At 37.1% G+C, this 24843-nt stretch carries 19 protein-coding genes and 1 riboswitch; of the genes, 5 read left to right on the top strand and 14 right to left on the bottom strand.

Annotated elements, in window-relative coordinates:
• Nucleotides 1-2: 2 nt before the first annotated feature.
• The 3 genes from AC3RV6_RS01310 to AC3RV6_RS01300 all read right to left on the bottom strand — a co-directional run bounded on the left by AC3RV6_RS01310 (nucleotide 3) and on the right by AC3RV6_RS01300 (nucleotide 8164).
• A complete protein-coding gene (locus AC3RV6_RS01310; protein ID WP_489747683.1) occupies nucleotides 3-1619 on the bottom strand; it encodes an S-layer homology domain-containing protein in 1617 nt (538 codons plus the stop codon).
• Nucleotides 1620-1721: 102 nt separating this feature from the next.
• On the bottom strand, nucleotides 1722-6410 hold the full coding sequence (locus tag AC3RV6_RS01305) for an S-layer homology domain-containing protein (RefSeq protein WP_489747682.1): 4689 nt from the start codon (nucleotides 6408-6410) through the stop codon (nucleotides 1722-1724).
• Nucleotides 6411-6577: 167 nt separating this feature from the next.
• Nucleotides 6578-6768: riboswitch (cobalamin riboswitch) on the bottom strand.
• Between the two features lie 211 nt (nucleotides 6769-6979).
• The gene (locus tag AC3RV6_RS01300) at nucleotides 6980-8164 is read right to left on the bottom strand and encodes an IS256 family transposase (protein WP_489746041.1); all 1185 of its coding nucleotides are present in this window, start codon (nucleotides 8162-8164) and stop codon (nucleotides 6980-6982) included.
• A 259-nt stretch (nucleotides 8165-8423) separates the two neighbouring features.
• Between AC3RV6_RS01300 and AC3RV6_RS01295 the strand changes: the two genes are divergently transcribed.
• From AC3RV6_RS01295 to AC3RV6_RS01285, 3 genes are read left to right on the top strand one after another with little or no spacing between them, the layout of a single operon-like run.
• Entirely contained in the window at nucleotides 8424-9560 is a 1137-nt protein-coding gene (locus AC3RV6_RS01295; protein WP_489747681.1) for a betaine/proline/choline family ABC transporter ATP-binding protein, read from the top strand.
• Nucleotides 9553-10206, top strand: a complete 654-nt coding sequence (locus AC3RV6_RS01290) for an ABC transporter permease (protein WP_489747680.1) — start codon at nucleotides 9553-9555, stop codon at nucleotides 10204-10206. The genes AC3RV6_RS01295 and AC3RV6_RS01290 overlap by 8 nt, the downstream gene beginning before the upstream one ends.
• A 2-nt stretch (nucleotides 10207-10208) precedes the next feature.
• Nucleotides 10209-11108 carry a glycine betaine ABC transporter substrate-binding protein gene (locus AC3RV6_RS01285; RefSeq protein ID WP_489747679.1) on the top strand — a complete coding sequence of 300 codons (900 nt, stop codon included), beginning with the start codon at nucleotides 10209-10211 and terminating at the stop codon, nucleotides 11106-11108.
• Nucleotides 11109-11265: 157 nt separating this feature from the next.
• Here the strand turns inward: AC3RV6_RS01285 and AC3RV6_RS01280 are convergent, their stop codons facing one another.
• From AC3RV6_RS01280 to AC3RV6_RS01260, 5 genes are all read right to left on the bottom strand, one after another.
• On the bottom strand, nucleotides 11266-11880 hold the full coding sequence (locus AC3RV6_RS01280; RefSeq protein WP_489747678.1) for a GNAT family N-acetyltransferase: 615 nt from the start codon (nucleotides 11878-11880) through the stop codon (nucleotides 11266-11268).
• 323 nt (nucleotides 11881-12203) lie between these two features.
• Nucleotides 12204-13694 carry a PH domain-containing protein gene (locus AC3RV6_RS01275; RefSeq protein ID WP_489747677.1) on the bottom strand — a complete coding sequence of 497 codons (1491 nt, stop codon included), beginning with the start codon at nucleotides 13692-13694 and terminating at the stop codon, nucleotides 12204-12206.
• Nucleotides 13684-14163: a PH domain-containing protein gene (locus AC3RV6_RS01270; protein ID WP_489747676.1), complete on the bottom strand. Its 480-nt coding sequence runs from the start codon at nucleotides 14161-14163 to the stop codon at nucleotides 13684-13686. The genes AC3RV6_RS01275 and AC3RV6_RS01270 overlap by 11 nt, the downstream gene beginning before the upstream one ends.
• 14 nt (nucleotides 14164-14177) lie before the next feature.
• On the bottom strand, nucleotides 14178-14390 hold the full coding sequence (locus AC3RV6_RS01265) for a hypothetical protein (protein ID WP_489747675.1): 213 nt from the start codon (nucleotides 14388-14390) through the stop codon (nucleotides 14178-14180).
• 283 nt (nucleotides 14391-14673) lie between these two features.
• Entirely contained in the window at nucleotides 14674-15261 is a 588-nt protein-coding gene (locus AC3RV6_RS01260) for a TetR/AcrR family transcriptional regulator (RefSeq protein ID WP_489747674.1), read from the bottom strand.
• Nucleotides 15262-15377: 116 nt separating this feature from the next.
• On the opposite strand from AC3RV6_RS01260, the gene AC3RV6_RS01255 reads away from it, so the two are divergent.
• The gene (locus tag AC3RV6_RS01255) at nucleotides 15378-15920 is read left to right on the top strand and encodes a hypothetical protein (protein ID WP_489747673.1); all 543 of its coding nucleotides are present in this window, start codon (nucleotides 15378-15380) and stop codon (nucleotides 15918-15920) included.
• A 284-nt stretch (nucleotides 15921-16204) separates the two neighbouring features.
• Nucleotides 16205-18790, top strand: coding sequence for an EAL domain-containing protein (locus AC3RV6_RS01250; protein WP_489747672.1), 2586 nt, complete (start codon nucleotides 16205-16207; stop codon nucleotides 18788-18790).
• A 209-nt stretch (nucleotides 18791-18999) separates the two neighbouring features.
• Here AC3RV6_RS01250 and AC3RV6_RS01245 read toward each other — a convergent pair whose 3' ends face one another.
• The 6 genes from AC3RV6_RS01245 to pxpB all read right to left on the bottom strand — a co-directional run bounded on the left by AC3RV6_RS01245 (nucleotide 19000) and on the right by pxpB (nucleotide 24546).
• Nucleotides 19000-19758: a LamB/YcsF family protein gene (locus AC3RV6_RS01245; RefSeq protein WP_489747671.1), complete on the bottom strand. Its 759-nt coding sequence runs from the start codon at nucleotides 19756-19758 to the stop codon at nucleotides 19000-19002.
• Nucleotides 19759-19772: 14 nt separating this feature from the next.
• Nucleotides 19773-21065, bottom strand: a complete 1293-nt coding sequence (locus tag AC3RV6_RS01240) for a TRAP transporter large permease (RefSeq protein ID WP_489747670.1) — start codon at nucleotides 21063-21065, stop codon at nucleotides 19773-19775.
• A 33-nt stretch (nucleotides 21066-21098) separates the two neighbouring features.
• Entirely contained in the window at nucleotides 21099-21638 is a 540-nt protein-coding gene (locus tag AC3RV6_RS01235) for a TRAP transporter small permease subunit (protein WP_489747669.1), read from the bottom strand.
• Between the two features lie 110 nt (nucleotides 21639-21748).
• Nucleotides 21749-22789, bottom strand: coding sequence for a TRAP transporter substrate-binding protein (locus AC3RV6_RS01230; protein WP_489747668.1), 1041 nt, complete (start codon nucleotides 22787-22789; stop codon nucleotides 21749-21751).
• 81 nt (nucleotides 22790-22870) lie between these two features.
• On the bottom strand, nucleotides 22871-23830 hold the full coding sequence (locus AC3RV6_RS01225; protein ID WP_489747667.1) for a 5-oxoprolinase subunit C family protein: 960 nt from the start codon (nucleotides 23828-23830) through the stop codon (nucleotides 22871-22873).
• Entirely contained in the window at nucleotides 23827-24546 is a 720-nt protein-coding gene (gene pxpB, locus AC3RV6_RS01220; RefSeq protein ID WP_489747666.1) for a 5-oxoprolinase subunit PxpB, read from the bottom strand. Before pxpB ends, AC3RV6_RS01225 begins: the two co-directional genes overlap by 4 nt.
• Nucleotides 24547-24843 lie beyond the last annotated feature (297 nt).

Genomic DNA, 24843 nt, shown 5'->3' with positions numbered 1-24843 from the left:
TATTATTTTTCCAGCTCGTTCATAAAGTTTACAAGCATCTTCGCAGCATGCGCACGAGTTGTATCGTTACCAGGCTTATACAATCCATTCGATCCCGTCGCGATTTTTAGTTCATATAGCATCGTTATCGCGTTTACTGTTTCCTCATCATAGTTACCGAAATCACTGTAAGGAGCTTTAGCTGAAATAACGTACTTCTTATTTGTTTTTTGCTCATAAGCCCGTTGCAACATGAGGGCCATTTGCGCCCGCGTCACTTTATTTGATGGTTTAAAATTTCCATCTAATTTCTTCACTAATCCATATTTGTATGCTGCAGCAATTTCTGCTTGTGTTTCTTTTCCATAGCCCCCAATGTCTGTAAAAGGTGCTGGGTCAGTCGTTTTCAGATCCAATCCTCGAACAATAACCGCTACCGCCTGAACACGCGTTAACTTATTGTCGGGTTTAAAAGTCCCGTCTTTATAACCATTTACAATGTTTAATTGTGCTGCTTGTAGAATAAAGTTTTTCCCCCAATGCCCTTCAACATCTGTGAAATCAATAGGATTTGGTGTTGGTGTTGGTTCTGACGGTTCTTTTTGCTTACTGAAGTCGTATAGTGAACCGTTTCCTTTCATATACAACTCGAACGCAACGAGCGCCTGCAATGCTTGCTCTGTCGCTATTGCGTTTGAAGAACTATCCGCTGCTGTATGCTTAAAACCACCAGTTTTATCTTTAAAACTTAATAGGTGATCAATCAAGTTCGTACCATTTTTTGTGAATGCTAGACTCCGTGGATCAATTTTATTCGCAGTCAATCCAATAATTACTTGAGAAGTCGCTTCACTCGAAATTCCGCCAACAAATTCCTCACTAAATCCCCCCGTTGAACCTTGTTCTTTCGACAAAAACTGTATGGATTTATCAATTGCCGCCTTTACTAAAGGTTTGTCGCGATAAGGCGCTAATGAGCTGAGCGCCATCGCCGTAATATCAAAACTAGCAGCATCTGTTGTAGAAGTTGTTAGACTCCAGGAACCATCCTCTTTTTGATAGTTTAATAATTCTGAAATAAGTTTTTCACGTGTCCATTTTGCATTATTCGGTACACTATATTTCTTTGTATCAAGTGCAATAAGAGCAAAAATAATACCGTTATTCCCTTGGAATGTTAGACTGTCAACGCCTGGACTCCATGGCTCTGCATTATAAATTTTCTCGATTAAATTAAAGCCCTTGCCATCTACATTCGTAGGATCCTTACCTATAGCAACCGCAGCCATCGTTAGACGTTCTACATCTGTAACCTTCATTCTTCCTTTTCCAGATTTACTAATAACCTGATCTTGTAGATTTTGCATAAACTTAGCATTATAATCTTGTGGTATTTCTTTATTTGCTCTGAAAAGCCCTATAGCTTCCCAATCGCTATTTACACCTTGTTGTAATATATAGTCGCTTGCTCCTTTAATGGCTTGATTAACGGCAGTAGTGTATTGCTGATCCGTCGTTAAATCCATATTTTGAGTTGTAATGTTTTCTGAAGCTTGGACTGATAAGACAGGCAACAAAAATAACATGGAAGAAAGTAATAAAATAGACAGTTTCATTGTTTGTTTTTTTATATAATTCATTTGTAAACGCTCCTTTTTTATGATTCTATTATTTAATAAGATTGTCCAATAATAGACAGAATGCCTTGCGTTTATATAAAAAAACGCAAGGCTGAATCTTTTTTATTTTACTTGTCCTAAAGAGTTTATAACCATCTTCGCTACATGTGCGCGTGTTGTATAGTTATTTGGTAAATACTTGCCATTTGATCCAGTCGCAATATTTAATTCATGCAACATTGAAATAGCATTAATTGTTTCATCATCATATCTACCGAAATCAGAATAAGGCGCTCTTTTAGCAGCAATATATTTCTTACCAGTTTTGTACTCATGTGCACGGTGTAGCATCAATGCCATTTGAGCACGCGTTACTTGATTCGACGGATTAAATTTACCATCTTGTTTCTTAATCAAACCGTGCTTATACGCTGCTGAAATCTCTGCTTGTGTATCTTCAGCATAACTGCCAATATCTGAAAACGGTGCTGCTTCATCCGTTTTTATATCTAGTGCACGTACGAGTACAGAAACAGCTTGGGCACGTGTTAAATACTTATCTGGTCTAAACGTACCGTCTGTATATCCTTTGAAAATTTCCAATTGAACTGCTTGTTGGATATAATCTTTTGCCCAGTGCTTTGAAATGTCAGTGAATTCTAATGGCTTAACAGGTTTTTCAATTGCTGTTGGTTTATATAGTAGGAACTCTGTAAAGTGATTTGTTTTAATAATCAAATCCTCACCAAGTTGGTACGCATAAACATCTTCTGTACTGTTTCCAGTCTTAGAACGTTTAATTAAAGAGAACTTTCCATCTACATCAATTATGCCAGCATCTAAAGACCCTTTGCCTTTGAATGTCAACGTAACATGTCGGTCGAATTTAACAGACTTCGCACCGCCAACTTTAATACGTAAATCAACATTCTTAATTTCCTCGCCATTAGCTTTTAATAGTTCGTTAATCTTTTCTAGATCTTTTTCGTTGGTACTCACAGCTGTCGGTAATTGAAGCTTACCGTCCCAGTCAGACGTTACATTTGTGCCTTCTGCAATTTCTAATAAAGTATCTTTACGAAGCGCAGTTACTTTAGGGAACTTTTTAGCCTTATCTTCAAATTCTAAAATTATTGGAGAAGTCAAATCATTTTGGAATTTTTCATCTAGAATAAATGGTTTATCGGGTGTAACAGTTACTTCTGATTTTCCAGGTGTTTCTGGTGTCGGAGTTAATCCACCACCTCCTCCACTATCTGGAATATATCCGCCAAGATCTTTACCTAAATCTTTTGTGTACTGCCAGCGAAGTATATCTCCATCTTTCAAGACATAAGTGCCTGCACTATATTCAGGGAATAGTCCATTGACGGAATACATCCAACCGCTTTGTTGTCCCTCATCAAACTCAGCTAACCCTCCGATTGATTCAACATAGACCGCTGGGCCACTTCCGGAAGCTATTATTGTGATGTTTTTTTCTTCCGCAATTCTTTTTAATAGCGTATAAGCAGTATCACCAGCATTTAATGTAACAATAGTCTGCGAGATAATATCACTTGAATCCACGGTTCTTTTCTCAACGGAAAATTTAACAGTCTTTGTGGATGGTTGAGTTATCCCACCATCCCCACCACCTGGTGGAGTCACTACTTTTTTCTCTGTTTCAATGACTAGAAATTCAGTGAAATGTTTTGTTTTTATAATTAGGTCTTGGCCTTGTGTATAAGCATATACATCTTCAATCGTATTACTAGGATCCCTTTTAGGAATTAAGTTAAATACGCCATCACTTCCAATGAAGCCAGACTCTAAATTACCTAATCCTTTAAATTGAAGCGTTACATAGTCATCAAATACAATCCTTGTATCTCCACCGACTTTGATATGTGCTGCAATACTTTTAAGATTTTTTCCTGTAAGCACATTTTCTATCTTACTTTTATCATCAGGTGATGTTGTTTGTTTTGTTGGTGCCTGTAACTCACTGTTCCACTCCGAAGACGTGACGGATGTCCCTCCTGGAATTTCCAGTTTTGCACCCGCACGTTCTGCTGTGATGCTTGGAAGTTTAGAGTTTGTGAAGGTTAGGATGACTGGCGTTGTTACAACATCATTCGCTTCTACTTCTAACTCGAACGGTTTGTCTTTTTCAACTTCAACTTTTTTAGGTTTTTCTGGACCCGGGTCTGTTTCTCCCATATTCCCATTTGCTATTTGTTGCCAGACGGATTTGCCTGATTTAAGTTCTGTTAAAGCAATTAAAGATTGCTCTGTAGCCATTAGATTGACAGATGGCTTTGGTGTTGGACCTAAATTGTAGGTAAATGCTCCGTTATCTAATTGATAAGGTTCTAGTGCATCTAATGGTGTAAGCTTTCCTTTCGTCCAAGTTTCTGAAAGTGGATTTTCACCAATTGCAACAAGACCAGAAATAACAGTTGCTATACTATTGGCATTTTCCTTACCCCAAGATTCCCAACCGGCAGTATCAAGTTGGCTCCTAAGAAGTACTGTTTTAGCCCGCTCAATTGCTTCATTTACAGCACTCTCACTTTGATAATTAGCTAATGTGAGAAGTACCATTCCAGTCATATCAGCATCAGGATTTTCTGTAGTATCTAATGATAGTGCAAAACCACCACTTTTCTTTTCTTGTAAAAGTAGGTGTTCTAAGGCACTCTCCTTTGTCTGTTCATTCCAATTACCGACATTATATCCTAGTTTTCCACCAGCATCTAATGCTAACATTGCCCATGCATGCTTGTTAATGGCACCAAACGAATTATCTGATTTTTTTTGTTGCGCTGCTAATTCAGCAAATAAGTTCCGATTCGTTTCCCAAGCATTTGATGGATCTTTACCTAATGCGAGCAAACCGTATATATAACGGATATGGTCAGTATCACTTTCATTTGCTTTTAGACCTGGATCTTTATCAGACCAAGAAGGCATTTCTAATGAATTACTTTTTAAATTGTTACCTGATGCATTTAAAGCTACTATTTCTGTCCAACTAAGTTCGGGGATACCCCATTTGAAGTTTTTTTGGTCAAATCGTCCACTTTTATAAAAATTGGCTGTATTCGAAAGTAGTTCGTCAACTTTTATTTCCCAATCTGGCTTCTCTACTGGAACTATTATTTCATCATCATTTTCTTTATTATTTAAGTACTCTTTCAATCGAACAAATGTTGATTTCTTCTCCAATGAATCCATTAAAGCAATGAAAACCTGTTCTGTCGACATCAGATTTGACGAATTTTGTGTTGTTTTCCATCGAAAAGAACCATCCGCAAGCTGATAATTATCGACTAAATGTCCAACTATATTAACTTTTTGTCCATCTTTATCATATGTCCACTTCTCAGAAAATAAATCTTCCCCAACAGATGCTAAGCCTGAAATAATTGTACCCATCGTATTTGAATCATCAATAAATCCATTTTCTTGAAAGCTCGTGTGATATACTGCAACCGCTTTTTTAATTGCTGTTTCTACTTCGGGTTTATTGGAATGTGGCGCTAATGCCATTAACATCCAGCCCGTTGCATCTAAAGGGCCAAAACTACCCGTTTCTTTACTCTGCATTTCTAAAAGGGCATCAATATGTTTAATTTGATCATATTCTGCATCTACTAAATCTAATGCGATAAACGCCCAGGACTGCCCCCAAATTGTAGTGCTAAATGAGCCGTCATCTTTTTGCCTTTCTAATAAATCTTTTACTATATTGCGACTACCCAAATTAGTTGGATCCATACCCAATATCGATGCACCAATAATAGTTCCTGCATCTTCATTTGACATAGTTACCGGCTTAGTACGTTCCTTATTCCAATAGGATGATTCATGAGTTGGTTCTTTTCCCGATACCCATGGGTACGATGCTATATCAATCCCAGAACTCCACAATGGTGTTAATGACCAATAACCACTATGTGACGAAGAAACTCGTTCACTAACTTTCGCTTTATCTTGCTTATAATAATGAACTGCTTTTTCAATTGATTGTTTTGTTTTTTCAATCAGTAATTCGGCTTCGTTTATTTCAACAACAATCTCTTTTGTTGTACGAACTGTAAGTGGGTAACTATCTTGTATGTACTTCGATACTTCCAATTCAAAAGTCCCGATTTGTATTTTTTCTTTTGGAATAGTAACTTTTCCATCAGCATTTGTTTTATATTCACTACCGTTAAACTTTACAAGAACATCTTTCAATTCAGTTGTTTTTGTACCTAAAGATGTACCACTCCAATCTAGAAAATGGCGATATTGTCCTGTTAACTGAATTTCAAGTGGTGTATTCTCTATCGCATCCGTTAATAATGTAATAGTCGGAGTAAATGTAATTTCCTCAAGTGTATTACCATACTCAAACGGATATAGGTCACCTTCTCCGCCATAATACCAAACAATTTCTGTAATACCATCTAATGGCGCATCTCCAGCCCATTCCTCTGAATACACTTCTAAATTAGTTGAAAAGTTCCAGCCATCCCAACCACTGTAAGTACCTGTTTCAAAACCTGCAATCGACCCAATATATCCAGCAGCAGCTTTATAAACAACACTATGTTTTTTAAAAACAGCTAAGGTAGCATCATAAACATTGTCTGCTTCTACTACTTCGTCCCTAAAGTCATATAATGGACCTGTTGGGCCTTCAACACGAATAGAAACTGTATTATTTTCAGTGCTTGTTTCTGAATCAGCTGCGAACGCTTGAACCGGAAGCATCGACACCAACATTAACATTACTAATAGTACAGAAAGCAGCTGTTTCACTTTAATCGTCATTGTATTCATTTCAACATTCTCCTTTTATAAATAGATTAGTTTTTTCCTTCCGACTGTTCCTTTCCCAAAATAAAAAACCCCCACCTCAAAAAATTCTGAGATAAGGGCATATGTATGTTCCACTACAAGTTTAATAGACTGTAAGATACACGATGCTGCCCTTATCCTAGAAGGCGTTACGCATTCATATCTTGGCAAGTCTCCTGACTTATGGGTTTACATCGTTCCTTCTACCTTCCCAGTTTTTCAACCAGTGGTTACTACAGAAGTCACTTCCCAATTACAGTGGCCGGACCGTTCAGGATTCTCACCTGATTCCTTATTAATCTTTACCCAAAGGCAAAGAACCAAAATATATATTATGAAGTTGTTATAATCCTAATTTCTATTATAGAGTTGTCTGAAGATAATCACAACGGTAAAAGGGAGTGTCAATATTTATGTGTAAATGACAATCCAACCTTTTCATAGTTACTGTCACTTTTATTTTTTTACAACTTCTAAACCATACGATTTTCTCTTGATGAACAGGATATACTTTCTTGGAAATCACCTTTTATTCTGAAATAAACTATCTATTATTCTTTTGTTTCAAACATATTAGCCAGCTCAGCGCGCGCTTGATCGAAACCGATATGGCATCGTGTGAGGAAGCGTTGGTTGTAATCTTCGAACTGGGAAACGAGGAAACGTTCAAGTGATTCTTCGTTGGGAAACTGTTCTTTTCGCTTTGTATATTTCTTAATTTGCTTGTTAAATGACTCGATTAAATTCGTTGAGTATATGCTGCGCCAAATGGGTTTCGGAAAGCTGTAGAAGGTAAGTAAATGGTCATTTGCAGCGAGTGATTTCGTCACCTTGGGGTACGATTTTTTCCATTTTGAACAGAACTTGTCTAATGCAACTTGACCGGCTTCTTTATTATCAGCCCGATAAACCATTTTGAAATCCTCACAAATTTCAGCTCGATCTTCAACCCGCACTTTATGTGAAATCGTACGTGCTACATGCACTAAACATGTTTGGAATTCAGCTTTAGGAAATGCAGTCGCAATTGTGTCCACCATGCCTGTTAAGCCGTCTGAAAGAAAGAGCAGAACTTCTTCTACGCCACGCTCCTTTATTTCTAGTAGGAGCTCTTTCCAATTGAAAGCTGATTCTGTCGGCGCGATTGTGTAGGCAATCACTTCTTTTGAGCCGTCTTCACGAATGCCCACAGCTATATAAACAGCTTCTTTAGAAACAGTTTCACGTCGAACAGAAATATAAGTTGCATCTAAATAAACACAGGCATAGCGCGCACTTAGCTTCCTTCTATTAAAGGCTTCTACTTGTTCACCTACTACTTGTGTCATATTCGATATTGTTTGACGTGTGTAATGATGACCGTACATTTTCTCAATTAAATCTGCGATTTCTGACATAGTCACGCCTTTTTGAAACATGTGAATGACAAAAGATTCAAGTGTATCGTTTGAGCGTTTATAAGGCGCGACTGTCTGTTGTTTGAACTCGCCGTTACGATCACGAGGAATCTTGACCTGAAGGTCACCATATTCAGTATGGAGCGTTCGGTCATATGATCCATTGCGGGAATTTCCTGAATTGAAGCCGATACGGTCATATTTTTCATAATCTAAAAATGCCGTCAGCTCAGTTGTGAGTAAAGTATTTATCGCTGTTTCTAGATGTGAACGAAAAACCTCGGTAATATCTTGTTTTTGTACTAGTGCTTGAACAATATCTGTTGTAAACTGAGTCATAGGGAAGGCCTCTTTTCTAGGATTGGTTGTGGTGACTTAATTCTACCAAGAAAAGGTCTTCCTTTTTGCATTTATTCATTTACACAAGATATTTTACACTCTCCGGTAAAAACGATTTATATACAAATGTTAGCAAATTAGTATAACTATCATATATATACTATAGTACCTTTAAACTACATGCCTTTCTACAAAGACTGCTGCTTTATGTTATGCTTGATAAGTAAAGCACTTTTTAAAATAACTACAGGAGGTCCTTATGCTAAAGTTTGAAAACGTATCTAAAGTATATGAAGGTGGATTTAAAGCAGTAGATTCCGTAAGTTTTGAAATCGAAGAAGGTGAACTACTTGTCCTAATAGGTCCTAGTGGTTCTGGTAAATCAACAACGATGAAAATGGTGAACCGCGTTATTCCACACACAACCGGAACAATTTCTATTAATGGTAAAGATATCAAAAGCTACAACGCCGCTGAACTCCGCAGAAATATCGGCTATGTCATCCAACAAATTGGTCTCTTCCCACACTATACCATCGAAAAAAACATCTCCATTGTCCCCCAACTTAAAGGTTGGAAAGAACAAGATATTAAATCTCGCGTAAAAGAATTGCTTGAATTGGTCGGACTAGACCCTGGGATTTATGCCACACGTTATCCTAAAGAATTATCAGGTGGACAACAGCAGCGCGTCGGAATCGCAAGAGCATTAGCGGCTAATCCAGACGTAATTTTAATGGATGAACCATTCAGCGCACTCGATCCAATCACACGAGATCAGTTGCAAGGTGAACTCATCGCGCTTCACAAAAAACTAAAAAAGACGATTGTATTCGTTACACATGATATGGATGAAGCGTTAAAAATGGGTGATCGTATTGCAATTATGAAAGATGGCCATCTCCTTCAAATAGATACCCCTGAAAAATTACTACATGAACCTGCTCACGGCTTTGTAGAAGAGTTTATTGGAAAGCATCGTATTATTCAAAACCCTGGACTTATGCCAGTAACTGAAATCATGTCAGAATCTATTGTTACTTCTCTGCCGCAACGGTCTCCGGAAACAGCAATTTCGCTTATCCGCCAACGAAAAATAACAAATCTTGTTATCGCAGATGAAGACAAAAAACTACTTGGAATGGTATCAGCTTATGACCTCATAAAAAAACTAGATAAGATTAAAACAGTTGCTGAGATTATGCATCCAGCTGAACCTTTCTTACTTGATTCAGCTACGGCAAAAGATGCAATTATAATGATGGATGATTCAGATTTCGGCATGATTCCAATTGTCGATAAAAAGCATAGAATCATCGGACTCGTAACACGAGGTTCATTGCTCTCCGCTATGTCTAGTCAATGGACGGAAACGGAGGAAGATCTAAATGAATGATTTAAATATATGGCAACAACTTATTGAACAATCACAATTACGGTGGAGGGAAGTTCTCGAAGCCACTTCAATTCATATTCAACTAGTATTTTTCTCTATGATTATCGCTACTGTTTTAGCAGTAGCACTCGGAATTCTCGTAACCCGTGTACCCAAGCTCAGAACAATTATACTTGGTGGAACAGGTGTCTTACAGACGATACCAAGTTTAGCACTCCTCGGTTTTATGATTCCTATTTTTGGTATTGGTGTAAAAACAGCAATTGCTGCACTATTTCTTTATTCGTTGCTCCCAATTATGCGAAACACCTATACAGGTATTAAAGACGTAGATGCTGCAACAATTGAAGCTGCTCGAGGTATGGGTATGACGAGTATGCAAATTTTATTTAAAGTCGAACTTCCCCTGGCAATTCCAGTTATCATGGCCGGTATTCGTACAGCCGCTGTTATAAACGTCGGTAACGCCACACTCGCAGCATTTATTGGTGCCGGTGGACTTGGTGATTTCATCTTCCTTGGTATCACTCGAGGCATTGATGGATTAATTTTACTAGGTGCAATCCCTGCTACTATTCTTGCGATAATTCTTGAAACATTCTTTAGTGCAGTTGAGCGCTGGACGACTCCGAAAGGGTTGCGATAAGTATGAGGATGAAGAAAAGAATTACTTTATTCTTGCTGACAATTATGGTTGTCGGCACATTATCAGGCTGTATATTTATTGAGAAAGATTCATTGAGACTTGGTTCTCGGAACAATACTGAGAGTATTATTTTGTCACATATAATGGGTCAATTAATTGAAAACAAAACGGATATTGAAGTACTTTATAAAGAAAACCTCGGTGGTTCCTCTGTTGTCTGGAACGCAATGACGAATGGTCATATTGACGTAATTCCTGACTATACTGGAACAATTGTCGTAACTTATTATCATGAAGAGCCAGGTACAGCTGAAGAAACGTTGGAAATGACAAGACGACTTGTTGCGGGTGACGACATTGTCGCTTTTAACACGTTTGGCTTTAATAATACGTATACACTTGCACTTGATGAATCTAAAGCAGAAGAATTAGGTGTTGTCACATTTAGTGATTTCGCTGCCCACTCAAAAGATTTTACTTTAGGTGCGGTTTTTGAATTTATTGATCGACCTGATGGACTACCTGGTTTTGAAAAAGAGTATAATCTTGCTTTTAAAGACGTTAAGGGAATGGATCACGGGATGATGTATCGTTCAATAAATGCGGGTGAAGTTGATGTCATAAACTCTTACACGACAGATGGTCAACTTCAAGTGTACGATTTACGTGTGTTGGAAGACGATAAATCATTCTTCCCACCTTATCATGCACTTCCACTCGTTAGAAAAGAAACACTTGAAGAATATCCTGAGCTCGAGGATGTGCTTTATCAGTTAGATGGCATGATTAATGAGGAAACGATGCAAATTATGAATGGTAAAGTCGATAATGACGGCATGATGGTTGAGGTTGTCGCGAAAGAGTTTTTAGAGGAATCAGGGTTAATTGAAAAAGAGCTTTAAATCTATTGGGGTGATGTGAATTATACATCACCCTTTTTTTGTTATTCAGTTAATGAAAGATGTTGATTTTCGCTAAAAATAGGGTTTCGGTACTTTCGAAATCCCGCTTTGACGGACGTTTTCCTGTGGGTGTTTGGTGAGACTCCTTAGTAATCAATCAAATACTTGGAGTTGGCGCCTCATCCCCCATTAATGAAGGATATATTTGCTGTTCCAAATACAGTTTCGTTTCCGGCCAATCATCCGAAATAATGCTATACATAATCGTGTGACGAAGTTTACCATTTGGTCGAATTGTATGATTTCGCAATATGCCTTCTTTTACAGCGCCTAAGCGTTCAATTGCTTTTTGAGAGCGATAGTTTTCATGTCCTGTTCTTATTTCAGCACGCTGAAATTTCATCTCTTCAAAGCAATACTTCAGCAATAAATACTTGCTTTCTGTATTTATTCCAGTTCCCCGATATTCTTTTTCTAACCAAGTCGAGCCAATTTCCAATCTTTTATGTGAAAGCTCAATCATAAAAAAACGAGTTGAACCAATTACTTTATTTGTTGAACGATGTACAATGACAAATGGATATGCACTTCCAGCCATTTTCAATGCCAAAGCTTCTTGTACGTACTTTTCTGCATCTTCCAAGGTTTCAATCCGGTCTTTTAAATGTTCCCAGATTCCTTCCTCCCCTGCAACTTCAAACAATGAAACGTAATCACTCTCTACCATAGCTCGAAGAACTATCTTTTCTCCAACTAATTCAAAGTTATCCATCTGTAAACTTCTCCTCTCCTTTTCTATACTGGACATTCAACTTTTAGTAATGTATTCCCTCTTTTTATCGTATAATAAACATAGTCTTTTCATACTTTTTTCTGTTGACTCCTTAGAATACTCTAATACTAAAAGAAATAATATAGGTCTAATATCTTCTTATTATTATAGGAATTTAATAATCTTTTTATCTAAAATTAATGCATTTCATAAGCCCCAAAAGGATTATTATACATAAGTATTTACCAAAATAAAAGACACAAAATTTGAGTAGATATATTGTAATATCTACATCGAATTAGTGTGTCTTCCTGATTAAACTATTAACATTTTTCTGGTTCATACCATGCCAATAAACGCTCTGCATCGGATTCATCCATATACCTAACTTGGGCATTAAACTTACCCATTCCTGATTTAACACGTGCAGATACTGTCGCGACATCTTTTTTTCGATGAAAATAATTTTGCTTGATTTCAATTGACTGAATTCTGTTTTTCATTAAATAAGCCGTATTTAAACTAAATCTTCTAAACTGCATCGTAAGTTGATTACCAAACATCCCATAAGCCGCGGAATGATGTCGCCATAAGCCAATGAGAACGATAACAGGAATAATGAGTATTGAAAATAAACCATATGGATTGAAAAAGTATGATAGTGAACCAATAATAGGAAGCATCCAAATAAAGTGAATGCGATAATAATAAAGTTTGCCACGTTTAGGGAGTTTGTTAGTCGGCAACTCAAGAATTAATTCAGGGAAAATTTCCTTCAAAGGACCATTAATCGTTGACTTTTTAATCAAAGGGAATAAATTAATTGTCCCACCTTCTCCTTGACCACCACCCGCATTATCAATCACAACAGTCGCATAGCCAAATAGTTGTCTGAAAGGATTTTCTACAATACGTACACATTGCACACGATTTAACGGCACAGTCGCCCTCTTCTTTTCAATAAATCCCCGCGTAATCACAATATCTTTATTATTTAAAAATACTGAAAACCCAAAGTAAGCTAAGTAGGTCATCGCAACAGAAATTCCCCAAACAACGAGAAATCCAAGAAAAACAGCAATTGCAATGATGAGACCACCATATTTGATAAATCCTGACACCTCAGCATACATCGAATCAAATGGAATGAACTCAGCAAACTGCGATGAGAATGCCACTGCCCCTGAAAGGATTAGACCTATACCACCTGATGTAGTCGCCATAATGAATAAGTCTTTAGTTGTCATCTTGAAAATCGGTTTCACGTCAGGTGTCAATAATTCCTTAGATATCTCCGAAACATCTTTCGCTTCATCAAATGTAGCATGCTTCCGCTTCTTTGCTTCCAATAATTCCGCATCGAGAAGTTTCGCAGCATCCTTTGAAATCGCAGTCAATTCCGCCTCCCCATTTAATGAAGAAGCTCCACCAGCTGTTTCCACATTTACTTTCACCAATTTAAAAGGTCGATGGAAAATCCCCTCAGTATAATCAAGGCTTTGAATACGATCAAATGGAATATACCTTTTCTTTTTGACAAATAATCCTGACTCAATACGTAGCTCTTCCTCTTCAAACCAGTATTCAAAACGTCTCCACTTGATAACACTACTAACAATTAAAAGAAAAATACCTACGCCGATTAATATGGTATTCAAGTTTTCAAAATACCATAATCCGACACCTACTTCTTTTAGGCTCCTTGTACTTGCAAAAACGCCTATAATTAATGGGAAGATCAAGATTTTTATTGTATCCACTGCATCGACAATCATCGTGATCCAGTGTAATTTATAACGTTGTTCAGACATCATCTTCCGCCACCCTTGCTAGCGAAGAAATTCTATTTCTTAACTCATCTGCTTCTTCTAGAATGAGTACGGGAATTTCATGATTCGTTGCAGCTGTAGATACAGTGATTCCCGCTAAATTATACTTCCTTAAAATCGGCCCTTGCGATGTATCTACGTGTTGAACACGTACCATAGGGATTAACGTCCGTTTAACGATGAATAATCCATGTTGTAATTCTATTTCTGATTCACGCACTTCATAGCGCCAGCGTAGCCACTTAATTTTAGGAAATAAAAAGATAAATAAGTACGCATAAAGGAGTACAACGACAGCTGAAGCTAAATAAACCCACCATGGCCAATCATATATACAAGTTAATATTCCAGCACCTATCGCTACTATTAATACTAAAACTGTTTGCATAATTCCATATAGTCTCCAGACACGTAGCCCTTTTTCTGAAATCCTGTTCTCTGGTTGCTTTCTCACAAAAATGCCCCTTTCTAAGTAAACATTAATTCAAATAGTTTTTGATAACCAAAGGGAAGAATAGATGCAAAGATTAAACCAATCATAATTGATGACGTTACTAAAACTATACATTTGCGTGATGATATTTCTTCTCTATTACGTGCAATTACATAAACTTTAATCAACGAAAAAACTGTAATAAATATAATAATAGCTGAAAAAAGACTTGCTAGAATGACTTCCATGTATGCTCTCCTCTTTCATAAGTTAGTTATCTAGTTGATGCTCACTACAACAATTCGACATTCCCACAAAATCACCTTTCACTTTAACCTCTTTCTTCAATATACATTATTCCCTATTCTAAAATGCCCTACTAATTTCTTTAGAAAATAAATATAACCCTATTTTCCCTACTCCTTAAATTTATCACGGAAGAACAATAACATATCTAACTTTATTGTTTCTTTATAATTTTATAAAAAAACACTTATCATCTCCACAAATAATGCAGAAATGATAAGTGTATTATTCGATACAAATTGAATCCATATGATACTTTATTGTTTTTATAACACGTTCACTATCGACGCGTTCAGGTTCTAGTAATGTATGCATGGCGATTCCATTCACTAGCGCATAAAGCCGTTCTGCCTCAAGCTCCATGTCGAGCTCTACTTTCAATAAACCACTTATCTTCAAATAATCAAGAATTTTACTAACTACTTCGTAAACACCATCATCAGGCACATCTAGCGAATCTTTTCGATGCTTCACATATGCGATAAATGCAAACCACACTTCCATTTCAGCAAGCGTTTCCTCATTTACCGGCACAATCTCAAGAAGGACGGCAATCACCATTTCCTTCGGTGGTAAATCTCTCTTAATAACAGTTTCAATTCGGAACGTTGCTCTTTCTTGAACAAGCGTCATCGCATAGACGAGCAAATCATCTTGGGTTTTAAAATAGTAACGGAGCGCTCCAAGGGAAAGCCCCGCTTCTTCCGCAATATTTCGTACAGTCGCCCCTTCCATCCCTTTATCCAAAATGATTCGCCACATCGCCTCTGCAATGCACTTTCGTCTTTCTTCATGTTTTACAATTTTAGGCATACGCTAAGTTTAGCAGAAAAAGACCTATTGGCAATTAAATAATACAGTTGTATTAATTTAACTATTCGTGATACGATGAAATAAGTAATACAATTGTATTAAAAAGGAGTGTGACTATGAATTTCATTGCTTGGACAATTGTTGCCTGTGAAATAGGATTTTGGGTCGTGATTGCTCTTGGACTCATTACGCGCTATTTATTTAACAAAGAAAAACTCGGTTTTTTCTTTCTTGCATTAACACCTGTTGTCGACTTAATCCTTCTTATCGTTACTGGTGCAGATCTTTATAACGGTGCGACCGCTACAGTAGCACATTCTATTGCGGCAGTGTATATCGGAATATCAATCGTATTCGGGAAAAGTATGATTCGCTGGGCTGATGAACGATTTCTTTACTATCTAAAAAGGGAAGGCCCTAAACCTGTTCGGAAAACGGGATGGGATTACGCTCGTCATTCAATGAAGGGCTCTTTACAGCATTTACTTTCCTATATCATTGGTGCTGCCCTACTCTTACTTATGATTTATTTCATCGACGATTCTTCAAGAACTGTCGAACTATCCGCAACGCTAAAATTTTGGTCAATTATTCTTGGCATAGACTTTATCATTTCCATCACTTATTTCTTCTGGCCCCGCCAGGCGAAAGCGAAATAAATGCACACAAAAAGTCGGCCTGATTGGGTCGACTTTTATTTATATACTCCACCGCCCATCCAAATAGCTCAATAAGTTGACGATAAATAGAATTTAATACTAAACCATTTATTCAATATCCTCTTTAGTCAAATAATTTTCTAAGGTTTTATTTGTTATAATATAACAGTCATTAATATGAAGGAAAAAACTATTTTTCTAATATATAACTATTATTAAAAAATAAACTTGCTTTTCAATAAAATCTAATATACTATTTAACTAATAACTTAGTAGGCTAAAAGGTGTTCATAAATCATACGAAGGGTGGTTCTAATGTCATGTTCTCTAAATTCATGAAAAAAAATAAATCTAGTTATTTATCGAATACTGTTAGTTTAATTGAAATGTTAGCAGATACACCTACAGACTCTCTCATCCTTGAAATTAACCGAAGTGGTGAAGTCATGAAAGTTAAAGGAGAAATTAAAGCAGCCCCATCATGGCACTATGAATCACTTATCGGTAAAACCTATGTGGATTTTTTACACACGGATGATTTAGAACGATTTGAAAGTCTTTTTCAATCCGTATTAAACGGAAATATTGAGATTGCTGAAAACTGCAATTTAGTTTACAAAGAAATCCTTCATATCACTTTCTCTATGTTTCCGATAATTTCCAACAAACAAATAGTAGAAGGTATTTTCTGCATACTCAAACAAGTTGTTCATAATGAAAAAACACCAATGATTTCTTTTAATAATCTACATAAATTTCCTAACAATTCACAAGAAATAATAGGCATTGTTAACCAAGATGGATTGATCATTTACGAAAGTTACTCAACTCTTCATTTACTAGGTTATGAACTAGAAGATGTTGTAAATAAAGATTTCACAAATTTTATTCACCCAGATAATAAAACTTATTTTGAAAAAGTGCTTAAAGATTTAATTCGGAAACCAGCTAGTCCAATTACCACTGAAATTTTATTTAAAGACAAATCAGGTGTATGGAATGATTATGAAGTAACCTTTACAAATTTAATCCACAACGAAGATGTCAACGGAATATTGTATACATGTCGAGATATTAGTGAACATAAAAAGTCGCAATCTAAAATATTATACTTGTCGAACCATGATGAATTTACAGGACTTCCTAACAGAAAAGCTTTTGAAGAAAGAGTAAACTTAGAAATAAAATTAGCCATTACCTTTGATAAAAAGTTTGCCGTCCTTTTTCTTAATATAGAGGGCTTTGAGTTTTTGAATCATATGATTGATCATCATCTTGGTGACAAATTCGTAAAAAAAGCGATCACGGATTTAAAAAATACGTTTAGCAGAAATATCGAATTCATCGCAAAAGTGAGTGATAATGGTTTTTTCATCTTAACGAAAAATTTAGAGGGTTCTTCCTCCATTATTAAGCTTTCCGAGAATATCATTTCTTTCTTAAACAAACCCATTTCATTCCAAGAATACAAAATTCAACTCTCTCCTAAAATAGGTATTAGTGTTTTTCCAAATATGGGAGACGAAGCAATTGAGCTCATGATGAATTCCAAATCAGCACTTTATTTATCAAGCAATGCAAGCATAGAGAATTACAGAGTCACTTCATCAACTGATTTAGATTCCATGAACCGTTTATTATCTTTAAAAAATGATTTGAAACATGCTTTAACGAGAGGTCAATTAAAAATGTATTATCAACCTATTTATCATGCAAAATCATCTTTAATTGAAAGTGTGGAAGCATTAATTCGCTGGGAGCATCCTACATATGGTTTAGTTTATCCAGATGAATTCATCTACTTAGCTGAACAGTATGAAATGATGGATTCAATTGGTGGATGGGTTTTAAATACCGTCTTTAGAGATCTCGCTCGTTGGCATAATAACGGACTTTTTGTAAGAGGTGCTCTAAATGTCTCTCCGAAGCAACTCGTCAATCCTCATTTTATAGAAAATATTCATAAAATAATTGAAGAAACAAATATTAAGCCGCATTGGGTGGACATTGAAATTACAGAGAATTATAAACTTGAAGATAAGACCAGTTTACAACAACTAAATGAGTTAAAAGAATTAGGATTTAATATCTCACTAGATGATTTTGGAACTGGTTATAATTCTTTAAAGAATTTGCAATTAATTAAACCGAATAAATTAAAATTAGATAGACTATTTACAAAGGAATTACTTTCAAGTACGAGTGCAGAAAGCATTATTAGTTCAGTTATGCAGCTAGCAAAAGATCTTTCCATGACTGTCGTTGCGGAAGGAGTTGAAACGGAGGAACAGAAAAGCTTACTTATAAGCCATAAATGCGACTATTTACAAGGCTATCTTTTCAGTCGGCCCGTTACGACAGAAAATATTGAAAAATTGCTTGAACGTCAGTGGCATCAAGAGGTAACCAATTCAGAAATCAAAAAAGAAAAAAGAGACTATTTCAGACTTGATTTTTCATTTCCACTCGAAGCTCAAATGACAATTTCAGAATTAAATGGGAAAAAAATTGAAGTAAGTAAAACGAATGTCCTTATTAAAAATATTAGTGCAGGTGGATTACTCTTTGTCTCTGACATTCTGTTGCCCACAAATGCAGATTTTGTTATCCAAATAGAAATGGACTTACTGCAAGAATCATATTTTTTTCATGGGACAATTGTCCATCGTACAACGAATGCTGGTCTTCACTCTTTCGGATTACAATTTATAATGACTGAAACAGAACGAAACAAATACATTAGTCTTTTCAATCAAATACAGCTAATGCTAAACAAGTCCGCTATTCTTCCAGACCATTCATTTGTTCTTGAAAAGACGCATACGTACTTTCATAAGCAATTGAAAGTACAACCAGTTTCAATTTCATAATTACTTACTAATAGTTAATGTCCAAAAGATTACAGTTATATTTGTAAATTCGCTCGTTTTTAAGTATTTCTGTGGTTGAGTAAAGGGGAATCTTCTTTCACTAACGTCATTTATTGTACAACCATTTTTTTGGAGAAAGAACCCCAAAAAAGACCATTTCAAAAAGTTCATCACTTTTGAAATGGTCTTTATATATTGGACTCTTTACTTCAGCGCAATGCCTTTAGCTCGACACCTTTGTCGGTCAGTGACCTTCTGATTTCCTTCACCAACTCCACCGCCTCATAATTATCGCCGTGGACACAAATGCTGTCCGCTTGCACTTGAACTTCTTCGCCTTCCATTGTGTGTACTTTACCGTGTAGAACCATATCTAGTATTTGATCGGCAACGACCCGCTTATCGTGAATTACAGAACCTTCAATACTTCGGTCCATGAGTTTGCCGTCTGCTGTATACCTGCGATCGCCAAACACTTCACTCGCCGTCTGCAGACCCACTTCTTTTCCTGCTTTAATAAGTTCTCCTCCTGCTAGTCCCATAAGGATTAGATCCGGATTAACCGCATATACACCTTCCGCAATACCGCGTGCCAAATCATAATCTAGCGCCGCCATATTGTAAAGAGCGCCGTGGGGTTTAACATGCTGCAATGTTCCGCCGGCTGCTTTTACAAAACCATTTAACGCACTTACTTGATACAACACATACGCCATAGCTTCAACAGGTGTAATGAACATCTGCCTGCGGCCAAAACCTAATAGATCCGGAAATCCGGGATGCGCACCAATGGCAACACCGTTTTCCAGCGCCATTTTCACTGTATGCTGCATAACAATCGGATCGCCCGCATGGAAACCACAGGCTATATTTACGGAAGTGACATATTTCAGAACCTCTTCATCATTTCCTACTTTAAAATTCCCAAAACTTTCTCCGATATCAGAATTTAAATCTACTTTCATCATTCAGTCTTCATCTCCTACATTTTATTTGGAAGCCATAAAATAATCTCTGGAAAGACCGTTATAACTGCCACAATCAGCAAGATGATAAAGAAAGAAGGCAGCGCATATTTAGCAATCGTTAAGATATCTTCTTCAACCATCCCATTAATCACAAACAGGTTAAATCCGACTGGTGGTGTAATCTGTGCGACTTCAATCATAAAGATCATATAAATACCGAACCATAATGGATCAAAACCTGCAGCGATAATTAAAGGCAGCGTCAGCGGCATCGTCATCACAATCATGGAGAAACCGTCCAGTAAGGCACCTAAAATAATATACATGATGGTTAAGATGATAATCAGCATATAACTCGACAATCCTAATTCTGAGATAAATAAAGTCAGCTTGGCAGGCATGTTCAAATAACCAACTACGACTGACAGATACGATGCGCCAGCAACGATGAGCATGATCATCGTACTTGTCTTCACTGTAGCGAGCAATACATCCTTAAAAATACTTATTGTTAAGGTACGTGAGAATAAGGCGAAAAACAAAGAGCCTGCTACACCTACAGAAGCGGCTTCAGTTGGGGTAGCCCACCCAGAGTAGATACTTCCTAAAACAAGTGCAATGAGAACAATTACCGGCAAGATTAAAGGTAATGTCTTGAACCGATAACCCCAAGAATACTTTTCCTCTCCCTGTGCGAGACTTGGATTGATTAAACATCTGATAATGATATAGCCACTCAATGCAGAAGCTAAGATAATTCCAGGCACTATTCCTGCGATAAATAGCTTACCGATACTGACATCTGCCACAATCCCGTATACGATCATCATCATACTAGGGGGAATCAGAAATCCAAGCGTACCAGCTCCAGCAAGTGACCCTAAACTAAGTGAACGGTCGTAGTTACGTTTAGATAACTCAGGCAATGTGATTTTACCTACTGTCGCAGTCGTAGCAGCAGAAGAGCCACTCACTGCAGCAAATAAACTACTCGCTGCAATATTCACGTGAATTAAACGACCTGGCAAGAAGCTAATCCATGGCGTTAATCCTTTGAACAGGTTCTCAGAGATTTTACTGCGGAATAAAATTTCTCCCATTAAAATAAATAGTGGCAACGCAAGCATCGTAGAACTATTGGTATTATTCCAAAGTATATTGTTCATAATGGTCATTGGGGGGCTACTGGTAAATAATGCCAAACCGCCAATTCCTACAAGCAACAGCGAAACGCCCACCCATATGGTACTTCCTAAGAATAGGACTAAGAGGCCTATTAATGTGATTGCTACAACAGCTAAACTCAAGGTTAGTCCTCCTTCATTTCGTAAGAGCGTTAGTTAACGTCCCAGTATATCGATTTCTTCTTCCTCTTCCTCGCCGTAGTCCTTCGTTTTAATCTGCAATATGCATTTTGCAATTTCAGCCATAAATTGAAGTGAAATTAACAAAGAACCTAGGGGCATAGCAAATTGAGGGATGGCAAGCATCGTTTTGGAAATTTGCATAGAACGTTTGTCTGATGCAACGGCATCCAAAAAGAAATTCGTTGTCGTGTACGTAATAATAATAAACAAAATAAGTCCGACAGTTAAAGCGTAAATTTCCAAAATAGCCCGTGATTTCCCTGTCTTCACCACTCTGTATAAAAACTCGAGTCTTATATGACCCCTGTCTTTAAGTGTGTAAGCCAGACCGAAAAAGGTAATTGCTACCATGAAATACGCCGTGTATTCTTGCGTAATATAGAGTGTACCGTTGAATACGTTCCGAATGACAATCTCACCCATTACCAAAACGACGCCAGCCATTACAAATATACCGGCAAGAATCCCAAAGAATTGAGAGGTTGCATCGATGATCCGTATAAATCTTTTCATGCTGTCTGTCCCCTTTCTGAGTTAATAGAAGTATTAAAATTTAATAGAAAGCTCTTGGCATTCTCATGAATATTTCGCCAAGAGCTCTCTATCATATAAGAAGAAGTGACTTAACGTCCTACTTCTTTATTGAATTTTTCTATAATTTCCTGTGCTTCAGGCGGTGCGCTTTCCAACCAATCCTGTCTGATGTGTTCAGTAATTTTAGCTAAGCTATCCTTGAATTCCTGGCTTGGCTCAAGCGTCGTGATGCCATTTTCGTTAACTACCGCTTCTTTTTCTTTATCCAGTTCAGCACCGATTTGCCACATTCTTTCTTGCATTTCTTTACCTGCTTGGATTACTTTTTCCTTTGTCTCTTTATCCAGCTTATTCAGCTCATCTAAGTTAACAGAGACAAAATTTGTTGCCATTGTTACGTTAGCAGGTACGTAGTAATCAAGAACTTCCCAGAACTTTGCATCTACCCCTGTTGGTGTTGAAGTCAATACAGAGTCAATTACACCAGTTGACAATGAAGAATATACTTCACTAAACGGTAGTGGGTGAGGTGTTCCACCAGCAGCTTCTACTACCAATGCGCCGTTCTTATCATATGTACGCATCTTCAAGCCTTTCATATCATCCAAAGACTTTACTTCGTTCTTTGTCCAAAAACCTGCAGCCGGCCAAGGTGCTACATAAAGTATTTTTTGATTCCACTTTTCTTCAGCTATTTGATTAAAATAAGGACGTGCGATATCATTTAGGATTTTTCCTTCTTCAAAGCTTTGTACTAAGAATGGTAGCGTAACGATTTCAAATAAAGGCTCATCGCCTGCCACACCACTTGTTAATATATCTGATACAGGAACTGCATTGTCGCGTACAGCAGATAAAAGCTCAGGTCCTTCATACCCAAGAGCTCCGCCAAGTTGTAATTCTAATTTCACTTTTCCGTCTGTTGCTTCATCAAGTTTTTCAGCAAATTCCTTCAATCCTTCACCATTATGGTTAGTATCAGGGTATACAGAGTTTGCTACCCAACTAACTGACTCAGCCGAGCCTCCTGCGTCTTTTCCTGCATCACTACTTGAGTCGTCTTTACCACAAGCCACCAATACTAAGAATAATGATAATACCAATGCTGCAAATGTCATTTGTTTTTTCATCTTTTGTTCCCCCTTATAATTTTTCGCACTACATTTTAATAAGCTCTACCTCGACCCTCCTTAAAGTTGTGTTAAAATTGCTCACCGATTAACAGCTGACAGTAGATTGAAAACGCTTTCTTGTTGTGCCAATAAGCGATGACTTTCTTCTATTTCAATGGCTGAGAAAGATATACGGTCACCGGGTTTCCCCTGTGCAATTTTGAACAAATCGACAGATACAACTACACCTATTTTTGGGTAACCGCCCGTTGTCTGTCTGTCTGCTAATAAAAGGATTGGTTGGCCGTTGCTTGGTATTTGAACAGCTCCGTTTGGAATAGGGTCGGTAATTTGTTCTTTTGTAAGATTAGTTTCCAAACGCTCGCCCAGTAAACGATATCCCATACGGTCCGAGTGAGCAGTTATTTCATAGCTACTTGATAAGAACTTCTTTTGACTGTCTGGCGTAAAAGCGTTCCATTGAGGTCCTCTGATGACCCGAAGTGTAATTTCTTTGGAGTACTTTGGAATTAACTCACTGTGCAAACTCTTTCGATAAAACTTCTTTTCTTCTTGTGAAGAATCATATGTATACAGCACATCGCCCTTTTGCAGTTTCCTTCCTTTAAAACCGCCGATTTCTGCACGCAAATAAGTAGAGCGACTGTCCATTAGAAGCGGCGCTTCGAATCCGCCGTCAATTGCTAAATATGTTCGACATCCATCCAGAATAGGTCCGAATTCCAAAACCATTCCTTTGGTCAAATTAATCTCTGTCCATAAGGGAATCGGTTTTCCGTTGGCAGAAGGAGATAAATTCGCCCCTGTTATGGCTATCTTGCAATCTTCTAGAATTGTAAACTTCGGTCCTGTCAGTGTAATTTCCAAAACAGCTGCATCTTCTTCATTGCCTGTTAATAGATTTGCCATTCGCATAGCATACTTGTCCATCGCGCCAGACACTACAATTCCATATTGCTGATAGCCCGAACGGCCAAGGTCTTGGATCGTTGTAAGCATTCCTGGTTTCAACACTTCCAGTACTGCCGTGCTTTTCATTTTATTAAGTCGCCTCCCTTTTTCTGCGGAGTGTTTTCATTCATCAATTGAGAATAACGCTCTTCTGTAATAGGTATGAAACGGATTGAATCTCCTGCAGAAATCAACACAGGACGATCTATTTGTTCGGGTCTGAAGAGTGATACAGGCGTTCTTCCTATTATTCTCCAACCGCCTGGTGTACTCAGTGGATATATTCCTGTCTGCTGCCCGGCAATGCCGACTGAACCTGCAGGGGTTTGCAATCTTGGTGTATCCAATCGAGGTGTATGTATTTTTGAATCTAATCCTCCCAAATAAGGGAATCCTGGAACAAATCCGATCATATAAACTCGAAATACTTCTGCAGTATGGATTCGGATTACTTCTTCTTCAGTTTGATTATGATAATCTGCGACGAAAGGCAGGTCGGGACCAGAATCGCCTCCGTACAAAACAGGTATGTCATGAATAATCATTTTCTCTTTAGTCTGACTGATTGCTGTTATATCTATTGAATGGATACAGTTTATTAATTTACTATATGTAATTTGCAATGGATTATAATAGACCATCAAAGATGCAAAGGCTGGAACTAACTCTTCTACTCCATAAATATCTGAATTTTTAATACATTCCGCCAAACGTATGACATATTCATTTATTTCTTCAGAAATTTCCTGTTCAAATACTACTAATACAGCACAATCCCCCGCAGGCAGACAATCAAATCTCATGATTTATTCTCCTAATCAATCTATTAAGTTTCCTTATAAGTAATACATAGAATAATAGTAATTCAGAATAATGTCAATGCTTTATAAATTATAATTTACAGAAAGGTTAGCGCTTACATTAATTGATTTGTAGATATTTTTATTAAAATAGATTAATTTAAATGAAACATGTAGTTCTTTATACAGCACCAATACGATCTAGTATAATGATGCCGCAATCCACTCTCATCAAATGCTAATCTATTGCTCTTACTCCTCTCATAGTTATAATTTACACTTAAATCTTCAAATAAAAAC

The organism is Sporosarcina sp. So3-204, assembly GCF_058068165.1.
This window is presented reverse-complemented; position numbering and strand designations above follow the sequence as displayed.